Source organism: Streptomyces sp. NBC_01314 (assembly GCF_041435215.1).
Lineage (GTDB): Bacteria > Actinomycetota > Actinomycetes > Streptomycetales > Streptomycetaceae > Streptomyces.
The window spans coordinates 1,145,882-1,166,102 of the sequence record NZ_CP108394.1 but is presented as its reverse complement, the minus strand read 5'-3'; the positions used below and the strand labels follow the sequence as shown (position 1 = coordinate 1,166,102).

At 70.2% G+C, this 20,221-nt stretch carries 11 protein-coding genes; 8 read left to right on the top strand and 3 right to left on the bottom strand.

Features of this window, described 5'->3' with window-relative positions; translation table 11 throughout:
- Positions 1 to 9 precede the first annotated feature (9 nt).
- The 8 genes from OG622_RS05265 (at position 10) to OG622_RS05230 (ending at position 13,096) form a co-directional block, all read left to right on the top strand.
- Positions 10 to 1,098, top strand: coding sequence for a glycine betaine/L-proline ABC transporter ATP-binding protein (locus tag OG622_RS05265; protein WP_371573759.1), 1,089 nt, complete (start codon positions 10 to 12; stop codon positions 1,096 to 1,098).
- Complete coding sequence (locus tag OG622_RS05260; RefSeq protein ID WP_371573757.1) at positions 1,098 to 3,128, top strand: ABC transporter permease; 2,031 nt, start codon at positions 1,098 to 1,100, stop codon at positions 3,126 to 3,128. The genes OG622_RS05265 and OG622_RS05260 overlap by 1 nt, the downstream gene beginning before the upstream one ends.
- A 12-nt stretch (positions 3,129 to 3,140) precedes the next feature.
- Positions 3,141 to 4,121 (top strand): ABC transporter substrate-binding protein, encoded by a 981-nt coding sequence (locus OG622_RS05255; RefSeq protein ID WP_371573755.1) that lies wholly within the window; start codon positions 3,141 to 3,143, stop codon positions 4,119 to 4,121.
- 274 nt (positions 4,122 to 4,395) lie between these two features.
- On the top strand, positions 4,396 to 6,834 hold the full coding sequence (locus OG622_RS05250; protein ID WP_371573753.1) for an FAD-dependent oxidoreductase: 2,439 nt from the start codon (positions 4,396 to 4,398) through the stop codon (positions 6,832 to 6,834).
- Between the two features lie 147 nt (positions 6,835 to 6,981).
- Positions 6,982 to 7,842: a bifunctional methylenetetrahydrofolate dehydrogenase/methenyltetrahydrofolate cyclohydrolase gene (locus OG622_RS05245; RefSeq protein ID WP_371573751.1), complete on the top strand. Its 861-nt coding sequence runs from the start codon at positions 6,982 to 6,984 to the stop codon at positions 7,840 to 7,842.
- 94 nt (positions 7,843 to 7,936) lie between these two features.
- Positions 7,937 to 9,169, top strand: a complete 1,233-nt coding sequence (locus OG622_RS05240; RefSeq protein WP_371573749.1) for a sarcosine oxidase subunit beta family protein — start codon at positions 7,937 to 7,939, stop codon at positions 9,167 to 9,169.
- An 11-nt stretch (positions 9,170 to 9,180) separates the two neighbouring features.
- Positions 9,181 to 12,495, top strand: coding sequence for a sarcosine oxidase subunit delta family protein (locus tag OG622_RS05235; protein ID WP_371573747.1), 3,315 nt, complete (start codon positions 9,181 to 9,183; stop codon positions 12,493 to 12,495).
- Positions 12,488 to 13,096 carry a sarcosine oxidase subunit gamma gene (locus OG622_RS05230; protein WP_371573745.1) on the top strand — a complete coding sequence of 203 codons (609 nt, stop codon included), beginning with the start codon at positions 12,488 to 12,490 and terminating at the stop codon, positions 13,094 to 13,096. Before OG622_RS05235 ends, OG622_RS05230 begins: the two co-directional genes overlap by 8 nt.
- A gap of 39 nt (positions 13,097 to 13,135) precedes the next feature.
- Here OG622_RS05230 and OG622_RS05225 read toward each other — a convergent pair whose 3' ends face one another.
- From OG622_RS05225 to OG622_RS05215, 3 genes are all read right to left on the bottom strand, one after another.
- A complete protein-coding gene (locus OG622_RS05225) occupies positions 13,136 to 14,518 on the bottom strand; it encodes an L-serine ammonia-lyase (RefSeq protein ID WP_371573743.1) in 1,383 nt (460 codons plus the stop codon).
- A 56-nt stretch (positions 14,519 to 14,574) separates the two neighbouring features.
- On the bottom strand, positions 14,575 to 15,840 hold the full coding sequence (glyA, locus tag OG622_RS05220; RefSeq protein ID WP_371573742.1) for a serine hydroxymethyltransferase: 1,266 nt from the start codon (positions 15,838 to 15,840) through the stop codon (positions 14,575 to 14,577).
- Between the two features lie 327 nt (positions 15,841 to 16,167).
- Positions 16,168 to 19,842, bottom strand: a complete 3,675-nt coding sequence (locus tag OG622_RS05215; RefSeq protein ID WP_371573740.1) for a LamG-like jellyroll fold domain-containing protein — start codon at positions 19,840 to 19,842, stop codon at positions 16,168 to 16,170.
- Between the last annotated feature and the right edge of the window lie 379 nt (positions 19,843 to 20,221).

Genomic DNA, 20,221 nt, shown 5'->3' with positions numbered 1-20,221 from the left:
AGGCCGATCGTGACCCCAACACAGACCGAGGCGCCGGAGCGGCGCAGCACCCCCGAGGACTCGGACGGTACTCCGGTCATATCCGTGCGCCGGCTGTGGAAGGTGTTCGGGCCGAAGGCCGACCGGGTGCCGGAGTCCGAGGAACTGTGCGGCCTCACCCGCCGCGAGCTGATGGACCGTACGGGATGCACCGCCGCCGTGCGCGACGTGAACTTCGACGTCCGCAAGGGCGAGGTCTTCGTCGTCATGGGTCTGTCCGGCTCCGGCAAGTCCACGCTGGTGCGATGTCTGACCCGACTGATCGAACCCACCGCCGGGGAGATCGTCTTCGAGGGCGAGGACATCCGCGAGGCCGACGCCAGACGCCTGCGCGACCTCAGACGCCGTAAGTTCTCCATGGTTTTCCAGCACTTCGGGCTGCTGCCCCACCGCCGTGTCGTGGACAACGTGTCCTTCGGGCTGGAGATCCGCGGCATGAGCAAGGCGGAACGCATCAAGCGGGCCCTGGAGGTCGTCGAACTCGTGGGCCTCTCCGGCTACGAGAACTCCTACCCCGACCAGCTCTCCGGCGGTATGCAGCAGCGTGTCGGCCTGGCCCGGGCACTGGCCGGCGACCCGGACGTCCTCTTCTTCGACGAACCCTTCTCGGCACTCGACCCGCTGATCCGCCGCGACATGCAGAACGAGGTCATCCGGCTGCACCACGAGGTCGGCAAGACGATGGTGTTCATCACCCACGACCTCTCCGAGGCCCTCAAGCTCGGCGACCGCATCCTCATCATGCGCGACGGCAAGATGGTCCAGTGCGGCACCGGCGACGAACTGGTCGGGGCCCCGGCCGACGACTACGTACGCGAGTTCGTCAAGGACGTCCCGCGCGCCGACGTCCTCACCCTGCGGTGGATCATGCGCCCGCCGAACGACGGCGACGCCCTGGACGGTCCCGAACTGGGCCCGGACGTCGTGGTGCGGGAGGCCACCCGGGCGGTCCTGGCGGCCGACAGGCCCGTCAAGGTCGTCGAGAACGGTGAACTGCTCGGCATCGTCGGTGACGAGGAGATCCTCGCGGTGGTCGCCGGGCAGGAAGGCGGCGTCTGATGACCGTCGCCGTGGAGAGACCCGAACAACCGCAGAAGCCGGAGCAGCCCCGGAAGACGGACTCCGCGCCCCCGGCCGCCACCCCCGCCGCCCGCGTGCGCCAGGTCGGGCGCGGCACGGTGGTGGCCGCGATCCTCATCGCCTGGCTGGTGCTCTTCGCCGTGCTGCGCGGCAAGCAGACGCTCACCCTCGCCGCCGCCGACCTCACGGACCTGCACCGGTGGATCAACGACCTCAACGACTCCATCGGCGCCAACCGGAACTCCAACCCGCTCTTCCTGTACTTCTTCAACGAGATCCGTCTCGTCATCGACACCCTGGTGACCTTCATCCAGGAACTGATCTCACAGCCCTCCGCCGACCGCCCCCTCCCGCAGATCGGCTGGCTCGGCGTCGTCGGCATCACGGGCTACGTCTCCTGGGCCGTGGGCAACTGGCGGGTGGCGCTGCTCGCCGTGGCCGGCTTCACCTTCTTCGGACTGCAGGGTCTGTGGCAGGAGAGCATGGACACCCTGGCGCTCACCCTCTCCGCGGTGTTCGTGGCGCTGCTGTTCGCGATCCCGCTGGGCGTGTGGGCGGGGCTGTCCGAGCGGTTCAACCGGTTCGTGACGCCGTTCCTGGACTTCATGCAGACGATGCCGACCTTCGTCTACCTGGCCCCGCTGACCCTGTTCTTCCTCATCGGCGGCGCCTCCGCCACGATCGCCACCGTGATCTACGCGGCGCCGCCCGCGATCCGCATCACCGCGCACGCCATCCGGTCGGTGCCGGAGACCACCGTCGAGGCGGCCGACTCACTGGGTGCGACACGGTGGCAGGCGCTGCTGAAGGTCCTGCTGCCGATGTCCAAGCGGACCGTGGTGATGGGCGTCAACCAGTCGATCATGGCCGCTCTGGCCATGGTGACCATCGCCGCCCTGATCGACGCGCCCGGCCTCGGCAAGACCGTCCTGCAGGCCCTGCAGTCGCTCGACGTGGGCACGGCCTTCAACGCGGGACTCGCCATCGTCGTCATGGCGATCGTCCTCGACCGGGTCACCACCGCCGCCAGCGTGCGTCAGGAGACGGCCCGGAGCTCGGCCGGCCGGTCCGTCGCCTGGCGGCGCCCGCTCCTGGCCGCCGGAGGCGTGGTCACGGCCGTCCTCGTCTACATGTCGCACACCTACGTGTGGGCCGCCGAGTTCCCCGGCGAGGGCGGCCTCGGCAGCTCCATCGCGAGCGCGGCGGACACCACGACCACCTGGGTGCAGGACAGCCTCTCCGGGCTCACCAACGCCTTCCGCGACGCCATCACCAACGGCCTCCTCAACCCGTTCCAGTCGCTGCTCACCGACTCCCCGTGGTGGCTCGTCGCCGCGGTGCTCATCGCGCTCGGCACGGTGCTCGGAGGCTGGCGCGCCGGCGTCACCGCGGCCGTGTGCCTGGGTCTGCTGCTCGGCACTGGCCTGTGGTCGGACAGCATGACCACGCTCGCCTCGACGCTCGTCGCGACGGTGCTGGTGATGGTGCTCGGCATGGCCTTCGGCGTGTGGATGGGGCGCAGCGCCCTGGCGGACCGGGTACTGCGGCCCACCCTGGACGCGGCGCAGGTCATGCCGCCGTTCGTCTATCTCGTGCCGTTCCTCGCGCTGTTCGGCGCGACCCGCTTCACGGCCATCGTCGCCGCGATCGTCTACGCCGCTCCGGTCGCCATCAAGATCATCGCGGACGGGGTACGGGCCGTGCCCGCGGCCACCGTCGAGGCGGCCACCTCCGCCGGGTGCAACACCTGGCAGATCATCACCAAGGTGCAGCTGCCGATGTCACGCAGTGCCCTGACACTCGCGACCAACCAGGGCCTGATCTATGTTCTGTCGATGGTCGTGGTGGGCGGCCTCGTGGGAGCGGGCGCCCTCGGCTACGACGTCGTGGCCGGATTCTCGCAGGGGCAGCTGTACGGGAAGGGGCTCGCGGCGGGTCTCGCCATCGTCCTTCTCGGAGTTATGTTCGACCGGATCACCCAGGCCGCGGCGCGACGCGTCAGCGCATAAGGAGCACCGACCATGTCAACACAGATACGACAGTGGAGAGCCGGCGTGGCCGGACTGGCCGTTCTCGGCCTCGCCCTCACCGCGTGTGGCGGTGCGAAGGTCGGTGACAGTTCCTCCTCGGGCTCCGACAGCTCGGGCGACTCCGGCAAGTGCGGCACCTTCAACCTCGCCGTCAACCCGTGGGTCGGCTACGAGGCGAACGCGGCGGTCGTCGCGTACGTCGCGGAGAAGGACCTCGGCTGCAAGGTCACCAAGAAGGACCTGAAGGAGGAGATCGCCTGGCAGGGCTTCGGGACGGGCGAGGTCGACGCCGTCATCGAGAACTGGGGCCACGACGACCTCAAGAAGAAGTACATCACCGACCAGAAGACCGCCGTCGAGGCCGGCGCGACCGGCAACAAAGGCCTGATCGGCTGGTACGTGCCGCCGTGGCTGGCGAAGGAACACCCCGACATCACCGACTGGAACAACCTCGACAAGTACGCCGACAAGTTCAAGACCTCCGAGTCGGGCGGCAAGGGCCAGCTCCTCGATGGCGACCCGTCGTTCGTCACCAACGACGAGGCCCTGGTGAAGAACCTGAAGCTGGACTTCAAGGTGGTGTACGCGGGCAGCGAGACCGCGCTCATCCAGGCCTTCCGCAAGGCGGAGAAGAACAAGGAGTGGGTGATCGGCTACTTCTACGAGCCCCAGTGGTTCATGGCCGAGGTGCCCCTGGTCAAGGTCAAGCTGCCGGAGTACAAGACGGGCTGCGACGCGGACGCGGAGAAGGTCGCCTGCGACTACCCCGTCTACGACCTCGACAAGATCGTCAGCACGAAGTTCGCCGAGTCGGGCAGCCCGGCCTATGACCTGGTCAAGAACTTCACCTGGACCAACGACGACCAGAACACCGTCGCCAAGTACATCGCCGTGGACAAGATGACGCCCGAGGCGGCGGCCAAGAAGTGGGTCGACGCCAACCGCGACAAGGTCGAGGCCTGGATCAAGTAACCCGGGGCGGGAACCGGTCGAACATGCCCGGTGGGCGGCGTGCACAGGTGTGCGCCGCCCACCGGGCATCGCCGTGTTCGGGGCCGTTCCGAGGACCGGGTTCAGTGCCGTGTTCAGTGCCGTGTTCAGGGCCGTGTTCCGTGCCGTCTTCCGCGGGTCACGGACCCCTTGACACCCCCTCCCCGAGACAGGCACATTGAGTTGCGCAACCTGAACCATGTTGCGCAGACAGCAACTGAACCGGCTGGACTGGCTTTCAATCGGAGGTGCGGCGATGGCGGGACCCCGAGTGGTCATCATCGGAGCGGGAGTCGTTGGCGCGGCCCTCGCGGACGAGATCTCCGCGCGCGGCTGGACCGAAGTGACCGTGGTCGACCAGGGCCCGCTCCCCGCCACCGGGGGCTCCTCGTCACACGCCCCGGGCCTGGTCTTCCAGACCAACCCGTCCAAGACCATGACCGAACTGGCACGCTACACCGTCGAGAAGTTCTGCTCCCTCGACGTCGACGGCAAGCCCTGCTTCCTGCAGGTCGGCGGCCTCGAAGTGGCCACCACCCCCGAGCGCCTGACCGAACTGCACCGCCGCCACGGCTGGATCACCGCCTGGGGCATCGAGTCCCGCCTGCTGAGCGCCGACGAATGCGTCGAGCAGCACCCGCTGGTGAACCGCGACAAGGTCCTCGGCGGCCTCCTGGTACCGACGGACGGACTCGCCAAGGCCGTTCTCGCCGTCGAGGCGCAGATCCGCCGGGCCACCGAGCGCGGCGTGAACTTCCTCGCCCGCCACGAAGTCCTCGACGTGCTCCAGACCGACGGCGAGATCACCGGAGTCCTCACCGACCAGGGCGAGATCCCCGCCGACATCGTCGTGTGCTGCGCCGGCATCTGGGGCCCGAAGATCGCCCGCATGGTCGGCATGAACCTCCCGCTCACCCCGCTCGCCCACCAGCTCGCCTGGACCGGCCCGGTACCGGCGCTGGCCGGCCAGACCGAGGAGGCGGTCCGGCCGATCCTGCGGCACCAGGACGCCGACCTCTACTACCGCGACCGCTTCGACGGCATCGGCATCGGCTACTACGGCCACCGCCCGATGCCCATCTCCGCCGACGACATCCTCTCCGTGGACGAGGCCGACGACATGCCGTCGGTCCTGAAGTTCACCGAGGAGGACTTCGCCGACGCCTGGACCGAGACGCAGTCCCTGCTGCCCGTGACGGCGGAGGCCAAGGTCGAGGAGGGCATCAACGGCCTGTTCTCCTTCACCACCGACGGCTACCCGCTCCTCGGCGAGTCCCCGGACGTCAAGGGCTTCTGGGTCGCGGAGGCCGTCTGGGTCACACACTCGGCGGGCGTGGGCCGGGCCGTCGCCGAATGGCTCGTCGACGGCTACTGCTCCTCCTTCGACCTGCACGAGTGCGACGTCAACCGCTTCGAACCGCACCAGCTGTCCCCGGAGTACGTCCTGGCCCGCGACTGCCAGAACTTCGTCGAGGTCTACGACATCCTCCACCCCCTCCAGCCCTCCGGGCAGCCCCGCCCGATCCGCACCAGCCCCTTCCACGCCCGCCAGCAGGAACACGGCGCCGTCTTCCTGGAGGCGAACGGCTGGGAGCGCCCGCAGTGGTACGAGGCCAACGCCGCACTGCTCGAAGGCCGCAACATCCCCACGCCGAACGACTGGGCCGCGCAGTACTGGTCGCCCATCGTCGGTGCCGAGGCCCAGGCCACCCGTGAGACCGTCGCGATGTACGACATGACGGCCCTCAAGCGCCTGGAGGTCACCGGCCCCGGTGCCGCCGCCTTCCTGGAGCGCCTGGTCACGAGCAAGGTCGCCAAGTCCGTCGGCTCGGTGACGTACACGCTGCTGCTGGACCACGACGGCGGCATCCGAAGCGACATCACCGTGGCCCGTCTCGCCCGCGACGTCTTCCAGGTCGGTGGCAACGGCAACCTCGACCTCGACTGGTTCACCCGCCACCTCCCCGCCGACGGCACGGTCCAGGTCCGCGACATCACCCCCGGCACCTGCTGCATCGGCCTCTGGGGCCCGCTCGCCCGCAAGGTCCTCCAGCCGCTGACGGACGAGGACTTCTCGGGCGACGGCCTGAAGTACTTCCGCGCCAAGCGCGCCCACATCGGCTCCGTCCCGGTGACGGCCATGCGGCTGTCGTACGTCGGTGAACTCGGCTGGGAGCTGTACACCACGGCCGACCTGGGACAGAAGCTGTGGGACACCCTCTGGGCCGCCGCCCAGCCCCTCGGCGGCGTCATCGCCGGACGCGGCGCCTTCAACAGCCTCCGCCTGGAGAAGGGCTACCGCTCCTTCGGCACCGACATGACGTACGAGCACGATCCGTACGAGGCCGGCGTGGGCTTCGCCGTCAAGCTCGACAGGGACGACTTCATCGGCAAGGCGGCGCTGGAACGCCGCGTCGGCGACGTCCGGCGGAAGCTGACGTGTCTCACCATCGACGACCCGCGGGCGGTCGTCATGGGCAAGGAGCCGGTGTACGACGGCGACCGGGGCGTCGGCTACGTCACGAGCGCGGCGTACGGCTACACGATCGGCAAGGGCATCGCCTACGCGTGGCTCCCGGTTGAGCTCGCGGTGCCTGGGACCGCCCTGCACATCGGCTATTTCGACCAGCGAGTCGAGGCGGTCGTGGCCGAGGAGCCGTTGTTCGATCCGTCGATGTCCCGTCTTCGTGGGTGAGTTGTCCGAAGACGGTGCCGGGACGGGTTGTCGGGCGGCCGCGGGTTCGTCGTGGCTGGTCGCGCCCCGCGGCGGAGCCGCAGATCGACACAGCCCCGCGCCCCTGGAGGGGCGCTGTGGCTCGGGTTCTTGGAAGGAGTGCCGTCGGTGAGCGCACAGGTGCTGGACGGGAAGGCGACGGCTGCCGCCATTCGTCGTGAACTTGCCGAACGCGTAGCCAAGTTGACCGCTGCGGGTGGGCCACCGCCCGGGCTCGGGACGGTACTCGTCGGGGACGATCCCGGTAGCCGTGCCTACGTCGGAGGCAAGCATCGGGACTGTGCTCAGGTGGGGATCGCCTCGATCCGGCGCGAGCTGCCCGCCGACGCGAGTCAGCGGCAGGTCGAGGTTGTCATCGACGAGCTGAACGCCGATCCGGCCTGCACCGGCTACATCGTGCAGCTGCCGCTCCCGCGCCACCTGGACGCCAACGCCGTACTGGAGCGCATGGACCCGGCGAAGGACGCCGACGGCCTGCACCCGGTCAGCCTCGGGCGGCTCACCCTCGGTGTCGAGGCCCCGTTGCCCTGCACCCCGCGCGGCATCGTCGAGCTGCTGCGCCGGTACGAGGTGCCGCTCGCCGGAGCGCGGGTCTGTGTGATCGGACGTGGCATCACCGTGGGACGGCCCCTCGGCCTGCTCCTCACCCGCAGGTCCGAGAACGCCACCGTCACCCTCTGCCACACCGGAACCCAGGGCCTGGCCCGGCATGTACGCGAGGCGGACATCGTCGTCGCGGCGGCCGGCTCACCCGGACTGATCACCAAGGAGATGCTGCGCCCCGGCGCGGCCGTCCTGGACGTCGGTATCACCCGCACCGAAGACGGGCTGGCCGGCGATGTGCACCCGGACGCCGCCCAGGTCGCCGGATGGCTCGCGCCGATGCCCGGCGGCGTGGGACCGATGACGCGGGCGATGCTCCTCGCCAACGTCGTCGAGGCCGCCGAGAGGAACGCGAATCCCGTATGAAACCGAACGCCCGCACGGCTGCGAACGCCCGCATGAACGCGTCGGCCCCCGGCCGTCCGCTCCGCCCGCACCCCTCACACGACGGAGACGTCCGATGAGCCCCCGTACCCCCGGCGCCGAGCTGCCCGAACACCCCGACTGGCTGTGGCGCACGCCGGAGCCGAAGCGCTCGTACGACGTGATCGTCGTCGGCGGCGGCGGACACGGCCTCGCCACCGCCCACTACCTCGCCAAGAACCACGGCATCACCAACGTGGCCGTGCTGGAGAAGGGCTGGCTGGCGGGCGGCAACATGGCCCGCAACACCACCATCATCCGCTCCAACTACCTGTGGGACGAGAGCGCCGGCATCTACGAGCACGCGCTCAAGCTGTGGGAGGGCATGGCCGAGGAGCTCGACTACCCGATCCTCTTCTCCCAGCGTGGGGTGCTGAACCTCGCCCACAGCCTGCAGGACGTACGCGACAGCGTGCGGCGGGTGGAGGCCAACCGCCTCAACGGCGTGGACGCGGAGTGGCTCGACGCGGACCAGGTCAAAGAGGTCTGCCCGATCGTCAACATCTCGCCGGACGTGCGCTATCCGGTGATGGGCGGTACCTACCAGCCGCGCGCCGGCATCGCGAAGCACGACCACGTGGCATGGGGCCTGGCCCGTTCGGCGGACGCGGCCGGCATCGACATCATCCAGAACTGCGAGGTCACCGGCCTGGACGTGGTCGGCGGCAGGGTGGTCGGAGTACAGACGACCCTGGGCCCGATAGCGGCGGGCAAGGTGGCGCTGTGTTCAGCGGGCCACACCTCGGTGCTGGCGGCGATGGCGGGCATCGAACTCCCGCTCCAGAGCCACCCGTTGCAGGCGTTGGTCTCCGAACTCCTCGAACCCGTGCACCCGACGGTGGTGATGTCCAACGCGGTCCACGTGTACGTCAGCCAGGCGCACAAGGGCGAGCTGGTGATGGGTGCGGGCATCGACTCGTACAACTCGTACACGCAGCGTGGCGCGTTCCACATCATCGAGGAACAGATGTCGGCGGCCCTGGAACTCTTCCCGGTCTTCGCGCGGGCCCATGTGCTGCGTACGTGGGGAGGAATCGTCGACGTGAGCCCGGACGCGTCACCCATCGTCGGCCTGTCCCCGGTCGACAACCTGTACTTGAACTGCGGTTGGGGAACGGGCGGCTTCAAGGCCACCCCGGGCGTCGGCTGGGTCTACGCCCACACCATCGCCCACGACACCCCCCACCCCCTCAACGCCCCCTTCTCGCTCGACCGTTTCACCACCGGCGCGCTCGTCGACGAGCACGGCGCGGCCGCGGTGGCCCACTAGGGAGCCCAACCATGCTGCTCATCACCTGCCCGTGGTGCGGGCCCCGCGACGAGGCCGAGTTCCACTACGGCGGCCAGGCACACGTGCCCTACCCCGAGACACCGTCGGCCCTCACCGACGAGGAGTGGGCCCGTTACCTCTTCTTCCGCGACAACCCGAAGGGCCCGTTCGCCGAACGCTGGAGCCACGCGGCGGGCTGCCGCACGTGGTTCAACGCGGTACGCGACACGTCGACGAACGAGATCCTCGCGGTGTACCGGGCCGGGGAGCCGCGCCCGGCCGCGGAGGAACCGAGGCGTGCGGCGAGCTCTGCGCCACGCGCGGCATCTCCGGGCCATGCGGCGACCTCTGAGTCACGTCCGGCGTCTCCGGATCGCCCGGCCGCTTCCGAGCCGGGTCCGGCACCATCAGCCCGTCCTGCGTTCGAGGACGAGGCCGTTCAGGCCGAAGGAGGGTCTGGGGGCGCAGCCCCCAGGGATGGGACGGGTAGGGGCGGCGGGGGCGAAACTCAGCCCTTCCGCCTGACCACCGGTGGCCACGTCGACCGGAACGAACCCCTGACGTTCGTGTTCGACGGAACCGCATACCAGGGCTACCAGGGCGACACCCTCGCCTCCGCCCTCCTCGCCAACGGCATCATCCAGACCGGCACCAGCATCAAACTCGGCCGCCCCCGAGGCATCTTCTCGGCCGGCGTCGAGGAACCCAACGCGGTCATCCAGATCGAGGCCCCCTTCCCGGAGCCGATGCTCCCCGCGACGACCGTCGAGCTGTACGAGGGCCTCGTCGCGAGCAGCCTCCCCGGCCAGGGCCGCCTCGCCACGGAACCGGACCCCGCCCGCTACGACGCCGTACACGCCCACTGCGATCTGCTGATCGTCGGCGCGGGCCCGGCCGGCCTCGCGGCGGCCGCGGCGGCCGCGGACAGCGGCGCCCGAGTCATCCTCGCCGACGACCAACCGCACCTGGGCGGCAGCCTCCTGGGCACCGGCGAGCACCTCGACTGGTCCGAGGAGACCGCCGCACGACTCGACGCCGCCCCCGAGGTCCGCGTTCTGCGCCGCACCACCGTCTTCGGCTACTACGACGACAACCACCTCCTCGCCGTGGAACGCCGCACCAACCACCTCGGCGCCGAAGCTCCCGAGAACGTCTCCCGCGAACGCGTCTGGCGCATCCGTGCCCGCCGCGTCGTCCTCGCCACCGGCGCCCACGAACGCTCTCTCGCCTTCGCGGACAACGACCGCCCCGGCGTGATGCTGGCCGCCTCGGCCCGCGCCTACGCCAACCGGCACGGCGTCCTGCCGGGCCGCCGGGCGGTCGTCTTCACCACCAACGACAGTGCCTACGCGGCGGCCCTGGACCTCGCCGCGGCGGGCGTGCACATCGCGGCGATCGTCGACACCCGCCCCGAACCGGGCCAGTGGGCGAGCCGCGCCCGCGAGGCCGGCATCGAGGTGCTGGCCGGGTACGCCGTCACCGGCACGGAGGGCGCCCCGCGCCTCACCGCCGTGACCGCCGGCCCGTACGGAGAGCCCGCGGGGCAGCGGCAGTTCGCCGCCGACCTCCTGCTGGTGTCCGGCGGCTGGAACCCGGTCGCGCACCTCTTCAGCCAGGCGGGCGGCAGACTGCGCCACGACGAGACGCTGGGCTCCTTCGTCCCCGACACCTGCCGTCAGGCGGTCGAGGTGGCGGGCGGCGCGAGCGGCGTGTCCGACCTCGCCGGGGTCCTCGCGCAGGGCGCGGCCGCCGGTGCGCGCGCGGTCGAGGCCGAGGGCTACACCCCGGTTTCCCCACGCCTTCCGGACGTGGCCGCCCAGCCGCAGCCGACGCCGCCCATGCACGTGTACACCGTCCCGGACACCTCCGGGGCCCCCCGCTTCGTCGACCTCCAACGCGACGTCACCGTCGACGACCTGGCCCGCGCGACCGGCGCCGGCATGCGCTCCGTCGAGCACACCAAGCGCTACACCACGGCCGGGACGGCCAACGACCAGGGCAAGACGTCGGGTGTCCTGGCCAGCGGCGCGGTGGCCGAACTGCTCGGCGTGGACATCTCCGCGCTCGGCACGACCACGTTCCGGCCGCCGTACACGCCGGTCTCCTTCGCGGCGCTCGCGGGCCGTGACCGCGGCGCCCTGAGCGACCCGGTCCGCACGACCGCCATCCACGAGTGGCATGTCGCACACGGCGCCCTGTTCGAGAACGTCGGCCAGTGGAAGCGCCCTTGGTACTACCCGCAGGACGGCGAGACCATGGAGACCGCCGTGCTGCGCGAGTGCGCCGCCGCCCGCGACGGCGTCGCCTTCATGGACGCCTCCACGCTCGGCAAGATCGACGTCCAGGGCCCGGACGCCGCCGTCTTCCTCGACCGGCTCTACACGAACATGATGAGCAGCCTGAAGGTCGGCATGATCCGCTACGGCGTCATGTGCCGCCTGGACGGCATGCTCTTCGACGACGGCACGGTCATCCGCCTCGCCCAGGACCGCTTCCTGGTCACCACGACGACCGGCAACGCGGCCGCCGTGCTGGACTGGATGGAGGAGTGGCTGCAGACCGAGTGGCCCGACCTGAAGGTCCACTGCACGTCCGTGACCGAACAGTGGGCCACCGTCGCCCTCGTCGGCCCCCGCTCCCGCGACGTCCTCGGCACACTCGCACCCCAACTGGCCGTGTCCAACGACGACTTCCCGTTCATGGCCTGGCGCGAGACGACCGTCGCCGGCATCGAGGCCCGGGTCTGCCGGATCAGCTTCTCCGGCGAACTCGCCTATGAGATCAACGTGTCACCGTGGGACGCCCTCACCCTCTGGCAGGCGCTGTACGAGGCCGGAGCCCCGCACGGCATCACCCCGTACGGCACCGAGACCATGCACGTCCTGCGCGCCGAGAAGGGCTACCCGATCATCGGCCAGGACACCGACGGCACCGTCACCCCCCAGGACCTCGGCATGAACTGGGTCGTCTCGAAGAAGAAGCCCGACTTCATCGGCAAGCGTTCCTACGCGCGCGCCGACACCCTCCGCGCCGACCGCAAGCACCTCGTCGGCCTGCTCCCTGAGGACCCCGGCACCTTCCTCCCTGAGGGCACCCACCTGGTCGCCGACAGCGTCCTGCCCGCCCCGCCCGTCCCGATGCTCGGCCACGTCACCTCCAGCTACCGCAGCGCCGCCCTCGGCCGGACCTTCGCGCTCGCCCTGATCAAGGGCGGCCGGGACCGCATCGGCGAGCGGCTGTACGCCCCCGTCGGCGACCGGCTGGTCCCGGTGACCGTCGCAAGCCCCGTCCTCTACGACCCCGAGGGAGCCCGCCGCGATGGCTGACACCGCACTCACCGCCCCGCCCCGAAGCCCCCTGTCCCACGCCGCCGACCGTCTGGCCGCCGCCACCCGCACCTCCGGAGGCGCGGTCCGGCTGGCCGAACTCCCCTTCCTGACCCAGCTCGACCTCCGCCTCGACGCCAAGGGAGCGGCGGCCGACGCCATCGGCCTCGCCCTGGACCTGCAACTGCCCCTGGAACCCAACACCGTCGTACGCGCCGGGCAGTTGACCGCGCTGTGGCTGGGTCCGGACGAATGGCTGCTGGTGGGCCCGCCCGGCGGCGCGCAGGAACTGGAGAGCCGGATCCGCACCGCCGCCGGGGACGAGCCCATCTCCGTCACCGACGTCTCCGCCCAGCGCACCACCGTCCTCGTCGCAGGCCCCCGCGCCCGCGACCTGCTGTCCCACGGCTGCGCCCTGGACCTGCACCCACGCGCTTTCGGCGCCGGACGCTGCGCCCAGACCACCCTCGGCCGCACCCAGATCATCCTGATCGCCCGCGACGAACCCGGGTCCGGCTTCTGGGTACTGGTCCGCTCATCCTTCGCCGAGTACCTGATGGGCTGGCTGCTGGACGCGGCGACGGAATACAGGGTGGCCTGACTCGACGGCGTGGGCACACGCAGGTCAAGGCCCACTCCCTCAGCACTCGATGATGTTCACCGCAAGCCCGCCCCGCGCGGTCTCCTTGTACTTGACGCTCATGTCGGCGCCGGTCTCCTTCATGGTCTTGATGACCTTGTCGAGGGAGACATGGTGTCGGCCGTCGCCCCGCAGAGCCATACGGGCGGCCGTGATGGCCTTCACGGCGGCCATGCCGTTGCGTTCGATGCAGGGGATCTGGACGAGGCCGCCGACGGGGTCGCAGGTGAGGCCGAGGTTGTGTTCCATGCCGATCTCGGCGGCGTTCTCGACCTGTTCGGGGGAGCCGCCGAGGACTTCGGCGAGGGCTCCGGCGGCCATGGAGCAGGCGGAGCCGACCTCGCCCTGGCAGCCGACCTCGGCGCCGGAGATGGAGGCGTTCTCCTTGAAGAGCATGCCGATGGCGCCGGCGGCGAGCATGAACCGCACGACTCCGTCCTCGTCGGCGCCCGGCACGAAGTTGATGTAGTAGTGCAGGACGGCGGGGATGATGCCGGCCGCGCCGTTGGTGGGGGCCGTGACGACCCGGCCGCCGGCCGCGTTCTCCTCGTTCACCGCCATCGCGTAGAGGGTTGCCCATTCCATGGCGTGCGTGGCCGGATCGCCCGCGGCGCGCAGCGCCCGCGCGGTGAGGGCGGCGCGGCGACGGACCTTCAGGCCGCCGGGCAGGATGCCCTCGCGGGTCAGGCCCAGTGAGACGCAGGCCCGCATCACCTGCCAGATGTCGAGGAGTCCGGAGCGGATCTCGTCCTCGCCGCGCCAGGCGCGCTCGTTCTCCCACATCAGCCCCGAGACGGACAGACCGGTTTCGTGGGTGAGCCGGAGCAGGTCGTCGCCGCTGTGGAAGGGGTACTTCAGCACGGTGTCGTCGACCTTGACGCGGTCCGCGCCGACCGCTTCCTCGTCGACGACGAACCCGCCGCCGACGGAGTAGTAGGTCTTCGACAGGAGTTCAATACCGTCCGCGTCGTGCGCCCGGATGGTCATGCCGTTGGCGTGGTACGGCAGCGTCTTGCGGCGGTGCAGGACCAGGTCCTTGTCGAAGGCGAAGGCGATCACCTGGGCATCGCCGGTCTCGACGCCCAACAGCCGCAGCGTGCCGGTCGACTTGATCCGCTCGACATCGTGCTCCGCCCGGGTGATGTCGACCGTGTGCGGCTCGTTGCCCTCCAGGCCGAGGAGTACGGCCTTGGGGGCGCCGTGGCCGTGGCCGGTGGCGCCGAGCGAGCCGTACAACTCGGCGTGGACCGTGGCGGTTCGGGCGAGTAGGCCGTCCTCCTTCAGGCGGACGGCGAACATGCGGGCGGCGCGCATCGGGCCGACCGTGTGGGAGCTGGACGGGCCGATGCCGATCGAGAACAGGTCGAAGACCGAGATGGCCACGGTGACTCCTCAGAACGGGGGGTGGGGCACACGGGTCCGGGTGCCCCACCGGGGTCTTACTTGGCCAACCCGGGGTAGAGCGGGTGCTTGTCGGCCAGTGCCTTGACCCGGGTTTTGAGGGCTTCGGTGTCGTAGGACGGTTTGAGGGCTTCGGCGATGACGTCGGCGACCTCGGTGAAGTCCTCGGTGGTGAAGCCGCGGGTGGCGAGGGCGGGGGTGCCGATGCGCAGGCCGGAGGTGATCATCGGGGGGCGGGGGTCGTTGGGGACGGCGTTGCGGTTGACGGTGATGCCGACCTCGTGGAGGCGGTCCTCGGCCTGCTGTCCGTCGAGTTCGCTGGCGCGCAGGTCGACCAGGATGAGGTGGACGTCGGTGCCGCCGGACAGGACGTCGACGCCGGCGTCACGGGCGTCGGCGGCGGTCAGCCGCTCGGCCAGAATGCGGGCGCCGTCAATGGTGCGCTGCTGGCGCTCCTTGAACTCCTCCGAGGCCGCGACCTTGAAGGAGACGGCCTTGGCGGCGATCACGTGTTCCAGGGGGCCGCCCTGGAAGCCGGGGAAGACGGAGGAGTTGAGCTTCTTGGCGAATGCCTGCTTGGCGAGGATGATGCCGCCGCGGGGGCCGCCGAGGGTCTTGTGGGTGGTGGAGGTGACCACGTCGGCGTGTTCGACGGGGTTGGGGTGCAGTCCGGCGGCGACCAGGCCGGCGAAGTGTGCCATGTCCACCCACAGGTACGCGCCGACCTCGTCGGCGATGCGGCGGAAGGCGGCGAAGTCCAGTTGGCGCGGGTAGGCCGACCAGCCGGCGATGATCACCTTGGGGCGGTGTTCCTTGGCGAGCTGCTCCAGTTCGGCCATGTCGACGAGGCCGGTGGTGGTGTCGACGTGGTAGGCGACGACGTTGAACTGTTTGCCGGAGAAGTTCAGGCGCATGCCGTGGGTGAGGTGGCCGCCGTGGGCGAGGTCGAGGCCGAGGATGGTGTCGCCGGGCTGGGCGAGGGCGAAGAGGGCGGCCTGGTTGGCGGAGGCGCCGGAGTGGGGCTGGACGTTGGCGTATTCGGCGCCGAAGAGGTCCTTGAGGCGGTCGATGGCGATCTGTTCGGTGACGTCGACGTGTTCGCAGCCGCCGTAGTAGCGGCGGCCGGGGTAGCCCTCGGCGTACTTGTTGGTGAGGACGGTGCCCTGGGCCTCCATGACGGCGACGGGGGCGAAGTTCTCCGAGGCGATCATTTCCAGGGTGGACTGCTGGCGGTGCAGCTCGGCGTCGACGGCGGCGGCGACCTCCGGGTCCAGCTCGTGCAGGGGCGTGTTCAGAAGCGACATGCGAACGACCTCGTCATCTCAGCCGGCGGTGCGTATTGAGCAACTTGTCGAGCGATACGCAACATGGTCCAAGAGGTCGGGGGTCCGGTCAAGGGCGTCGACGCGGAACCGACTCCCCGCCGACGCGATGCGTCGGCACTGCCCGAGCCGGGCCCTGCCCTCGTCGAGGTCGGCCGCGACCCACGTTCCGGATGCGGACGATTCCGTCGAGGTCGCGCACCGGGCAGCCGCAGGCGGTTGCCTGCCGGGTCGATGATCTCGGTCGGCGGGACACAGCGAAGCGCCCGGCCCGTCGACCGTGACGGACCGGGCGCCTCGCTGTTCAGCTCATCGCGGCTCCCGTGCGTACGGCGCCACGGTGATCCGGTCGATCAGTGGAGCGTCGCGGGAACGGAGCAGGACCCCGGGGAAGGTGTCCGAGGCGTAGGTGGTGCCGTCGAAGTTCGGCAGTTCCTCGGAGCTGAGTGCGACGGTGTTCCGGCCCTTCCTGAGGTGGACCGGGACGGTCAGCTCCCAGAAGTTGTTGCGGTGGAAGCTGTGCGGGAAGCCGACGCGCCGCGGCTCGCCGCCGTTGACGGTGATGTCGGCGTGGCGGGCAAGCGGGTCCGGGTTGTAGTGGGTGGCCTCGGACTGCTCGGGGTTGGAGTAGCGGATGCGCAACGCGTACAGGCCGGCCCGGTCCGCGGTGACGCTGAAGGTCGCCGTGTTGCCGTTGCCCGGGTCGCCGCCGATCCCGGTGATCGCCGTCCCGCCGGTGGCCAGGGAGAGCGGGGTGAGCGTGGCCGAGCCCGCGAGCTTCGCGTCCTTCGCCTCGTACGTACGCGCCGGGAGCGTGCCCTCTGTCGGCGTGACCGTGAGACGGTCGACGAGGGTGGTGGCCGAACCTCCGGTGACCGTCACCTTGTTGACACCGCCCGACAGGGAGACGGCCACGCTGCTCCTGTTCCTGGCCAGGCGCAGGACGTCGTGCCCGTTGACGGAGAGCCGGGCGTTCGCCGCGCCGAGGGTGTCGACCCTGAGGGTCGCCTCGCGGTCCGCGGGGGAGTAGACCCAGAACGTGGCGGTCTGGCCCTTCGCGAGCCGGACCGCGCCCGAGCCGGTGGCGGGGGTTCCGGCCCGCTTCGGCAGGTCGTACACGGGCTGTGCCCCGCCGGCCGGCCAGGCCAGCTCGCCCTCGTACACCTGGGTGGCGGCCGAAGCCTCGGGAAGGGAGAGGGTGAGACGGTCGACGATGGCGTCACCCGCCGTGGCTCGTGTGCCGTCGAGGCTCTTCGCGGCGAGCGTCAGGGTGTGCCTGCCCCTGGTGAGGTTCACTTTCGTGTCGGTGTGGTCCCACACCACCCACTTGTAGCCGAGCGGCAGGTGCAGCTCCTGCTCGCTGTCCGCCGCGCCGTCCACCCGCAGGAAGACATTGGTGGGGCCCTGCTCCTTCACCTTGTCGAAGGTGTTGAGGGAGTTGGCGAAGACACTCAGGTCGTACGTGCCGTCCTCGGGCACGTCCACCGTGAAGTCGAGGGTGACGTCCGAACCGGTGCGCAGGCCCCCCACGTCGTAGCCGCCGGAGGTGTAGAACTTCGACACATCGCGCGGGGAGCCCTCCGGACCGTTCTTCGAGTAGCCGGACCCGGTGTGGGGGGCGTCCTCCGCCTCGTACGACGCCTGCCAGGACGCGGGCGGGGACTGGGTGCGCTTCGCCTTCCCGGCCGGGCTGAGGACGATCTCGTACGCCGACGACTCCTTCAGCGCCGGCAGTCCGCCGTCGCCGAGTCCGTCGCCGAAGCCGACGACGACCGTGCCGTCGGCGCCGACCCTCAGATCCGTCTCGGTGAGCAGCTTCGGGCCGGAGGAGTCGCCGACCTGTCCGCTCCACTCGATCTCCCGCACCCACGCGTGCACGCGTTTCCCGAAGAGTTTCTCCGGGATGCCCGCGAAGGTGATGTGGCCCTTGCCGGTGGACCCGCCGAAGATCAGCCGGGCCTGCTTTCTCTTCGCGTCGAGTGTGGCGACGCCCTGCATGGTGTAGTTCTCGCCGGGGAACGGCGGGGTCACTTCCACCGTGTGCCCGCTCATCGAGGCGTACGAGTTCAGCAGCCACCACTGTCCGTTGCCTCGGCCCGACTGCACCGCGGAGTCGGAGAGGTTGCCGTCGATGTTCCAGTACGCGATGTCGGCGTCCACCTTGGACTCCTCGATCGCGGACACCCACTGGATCATCTGGCCGGGGACGGAGGTGTGGTAGTTGAAGGCGTACTCGTTGATGTTGACGGGGAGTTCGGTGCCTTCGTTGTCGGTGCCCTCGAACAACTCCTTCTCCCACGCCCGGTACTTGGCGACGCTCTCGCGCACCGCCTCCGGGTGGCTCAGCTCGTGCCAGGTGATGACGTCGGGGAGGGTGTCGGCGGCCAGGGTGTGCGTGAGGAAACCCTTCACCTGGTCGTACAGAACGCTGGTGTTGGGGCCGGCGATGCGGGCGCTGGGCATCCTGCCCCGGATGAGCCGGTAGGCGTCGTCCCAGGCGGCGAAGAAGTCGTCCGGGTCGGTGAGCCAGCTGACCCGGTCGTAGCTCCACTCGCCGGTGCCGAACATGTTGCCCTCGGGCTCGTTGAACGGTACGAAGACGATGTTGTCCTGGTACTTCTCGGGCAGTTGCAGGACCTGGTCGACCTGCTCGGCGATCTTCTCCTTGTAGAGCTCGGTCTTCTCCTCGGGGGTGTCGCCCGGCCACTGGTACGGGAAGCCGCGATGGATGTCGGTCATGTAGATGTACACATCACCGTCGGTGGAGTCGGCCAGCGGCTTCACCACCTCCAGCGCGTCGGCCCCCGGGTGCTGCGGGCCGTCCTGCGCCTTCGTGGAGACCGTGCGCAGGCCCATGCCCTCCATGAGGTTGTTGGTGGGGACGTCCGGTCCGTACACGCCGTAGAGGGTGCCGGAGGCGCCGCCGTGGAACGCGCCGGTGTCCGAGCCGAGGTCGACGGTGAGCTGCCCCTCGCGGACCACCGTGACGGTCGCCTTCACGGCACGCCCGGCCGCGGTCCCCGCCACGGTGAACGTCCCCGGCCGCTCGTACTTCTCGGACGGGACGGCGTCCCAGGTGACCGGGGTGTCGCGGTCGTAGCCGTCGGAGAAGGACGAGCGGACGGCGGCGGGGAGGGAAGGGGCGGTTCCGGTAGTGGTGCGGACCTCGAAGGACGTCTTCGAGGGCTCCTGGACGGTCGGCACGTCACCGACGGTACCGGCGACCTGTTCGGGGCTGAGTGCCGAGTGCCACACGGCGAAGTCGTCGATCGCGCCCTTGAGCAGCGGATCCGGCCAGAAGGACTTGCCGATGAAACCGGCGGCCGTGGCCGAACCGTCCAGCAGGTCCTTCGCCCTGACCCCGGTCTCGGCGGAGGAGACCGCCACGCCGTCGAGGTAGGTGGTGACCTGGCCGGCGGAGGTGTCGAGGGTGACGGTGACGGTCTTCCACGCGTCGGCGGGAAGCATCGCGTACCCGTCGACCTGTGCTTCCGCGCCTCCGCCACCGGTGGTGACGGCCGTGCGCAACAGTCCGTCGCCGCCGTACGGGGTGGCGAAGAGGTACTTGGTCGTGTTGGTGCCCAGGTCGAAGATCCGCTGCCAGGACGACCTGTCGCCGCTCCACTTCACGCGGGCGGAGACCGTCAGGTCGCTCGCGTCGCCGAGCACTTCGCGCGGCAGCCGGACGTACGCGCCGTCGGAGGTGGGCGCTCCGCCGGGCAGGGCCAGTGCCGTGCCGCCGTCGGGGCCGGCGACGGACCGGGCGGTGGAGCCGTTCACCAGGGTCGCCGTCAGGCCGTTGCCCGAGCTGTCGGTGATCCGGCCGGAGGCGAGGTCGTCCTCGTCGAAGGTGTAGCGGGCGGCGGGCTGGGGCGTCTCGGCCGCCTGCGCGGGGAGGGCGGGTGCGGCCAGCAGGCCCGCGCCGAGCGTCAGGGCCACGGCGGCGGGTGCTCGGCGCCGGGCGGATCTGTCAGCGGATGGCATGGATCGCGTCCTCAATCCTCGGGAATCCTCGGGTGACGGGGTGCCGGTCGGTCCACCTCGGGCGGCTGTTCGTCCACGCGTCGGTCCACCTCGGTCGGTCGCTCGTCCACGTGCCGTGACCGATGAGGCGGCGCGTAAGTGGTCCGGGGCGCGCGGAGCGGCCCGCACGGGTGCCGGAAGGATCACTTCATCGAACCGGTTCGGCGAAGCTAGCACCGGGACACCCGACCAGCAATCCCTCCAACCCAAAGGATTTCCGGGCCCTTTGTAGGGATCACGAGTGTGCGGACAGGGTGTTGACAGGTGCTCCGGCAGTTTCTACCTTCACTTCATGCGAACCGGTTCGACGACCGGTGAGCGCCCCTCGTGCCGTCCCACT

Bases quoted from the DNA above. Each gene is read 5' to 3' on its own strand.
- OG622_RS05215 (WP_371573740.1), bottom strand. From the start codon at position 19,842: ATGCCATCCGCTGACAGATCCGCCCGGCGCCGAGCACCCGCCGCCGTG.
- OG622_RS05260 (WP_371573757.1), top strand. From the start codon at position 1,098: ATGACCGTCGCCGTGGAGAGACCCGAACAACCGCAGAAGCCGGAGCAG.
- glyA (WP_371573742.1), bottom strand. From the start codon at position 15,840: ATGTCGCTTCTGAACACGCCCCTGCACGAGCTGGACCCGGAGGTCGCC.
- OG622_RS05240 (WP_371573749.1), top strand. From the start codon at position 7,937: ATGAGCCCCCGTACCCCCGGCGCCGAGCTGCCCGAACACCCCGACTGG.
- OG622_RS05255 (WP_371573755.1), top strand. From the start codon at position 3,141: ATGTCAACACAGATACGACAGTGGAGAGCCGGCGTGGCCGGACTGGCC.
- OG622_RS05250 (WP_371573753.1), top strand. From the start codon at position 4,396: ATGGCGGGACCCCGAGTGGTCATCATCGGAGCGGGAGTCGTTGGCGCG.
- OG622_RS05230 (WP_371573745.1), top strand. From the start codon at position 12,488: ATGGCTGACACCGCACTCACCGCCCCGCCCCGAAGCCCCCTGTCCCAC.
- OG622_RS05235 (WP_371573747.1), top strand. From the start codon at position 9,181: ATGCTGCTCATCACCTGCCCGTGGTGCGGGCCCCGCGACGAGGCCGAG.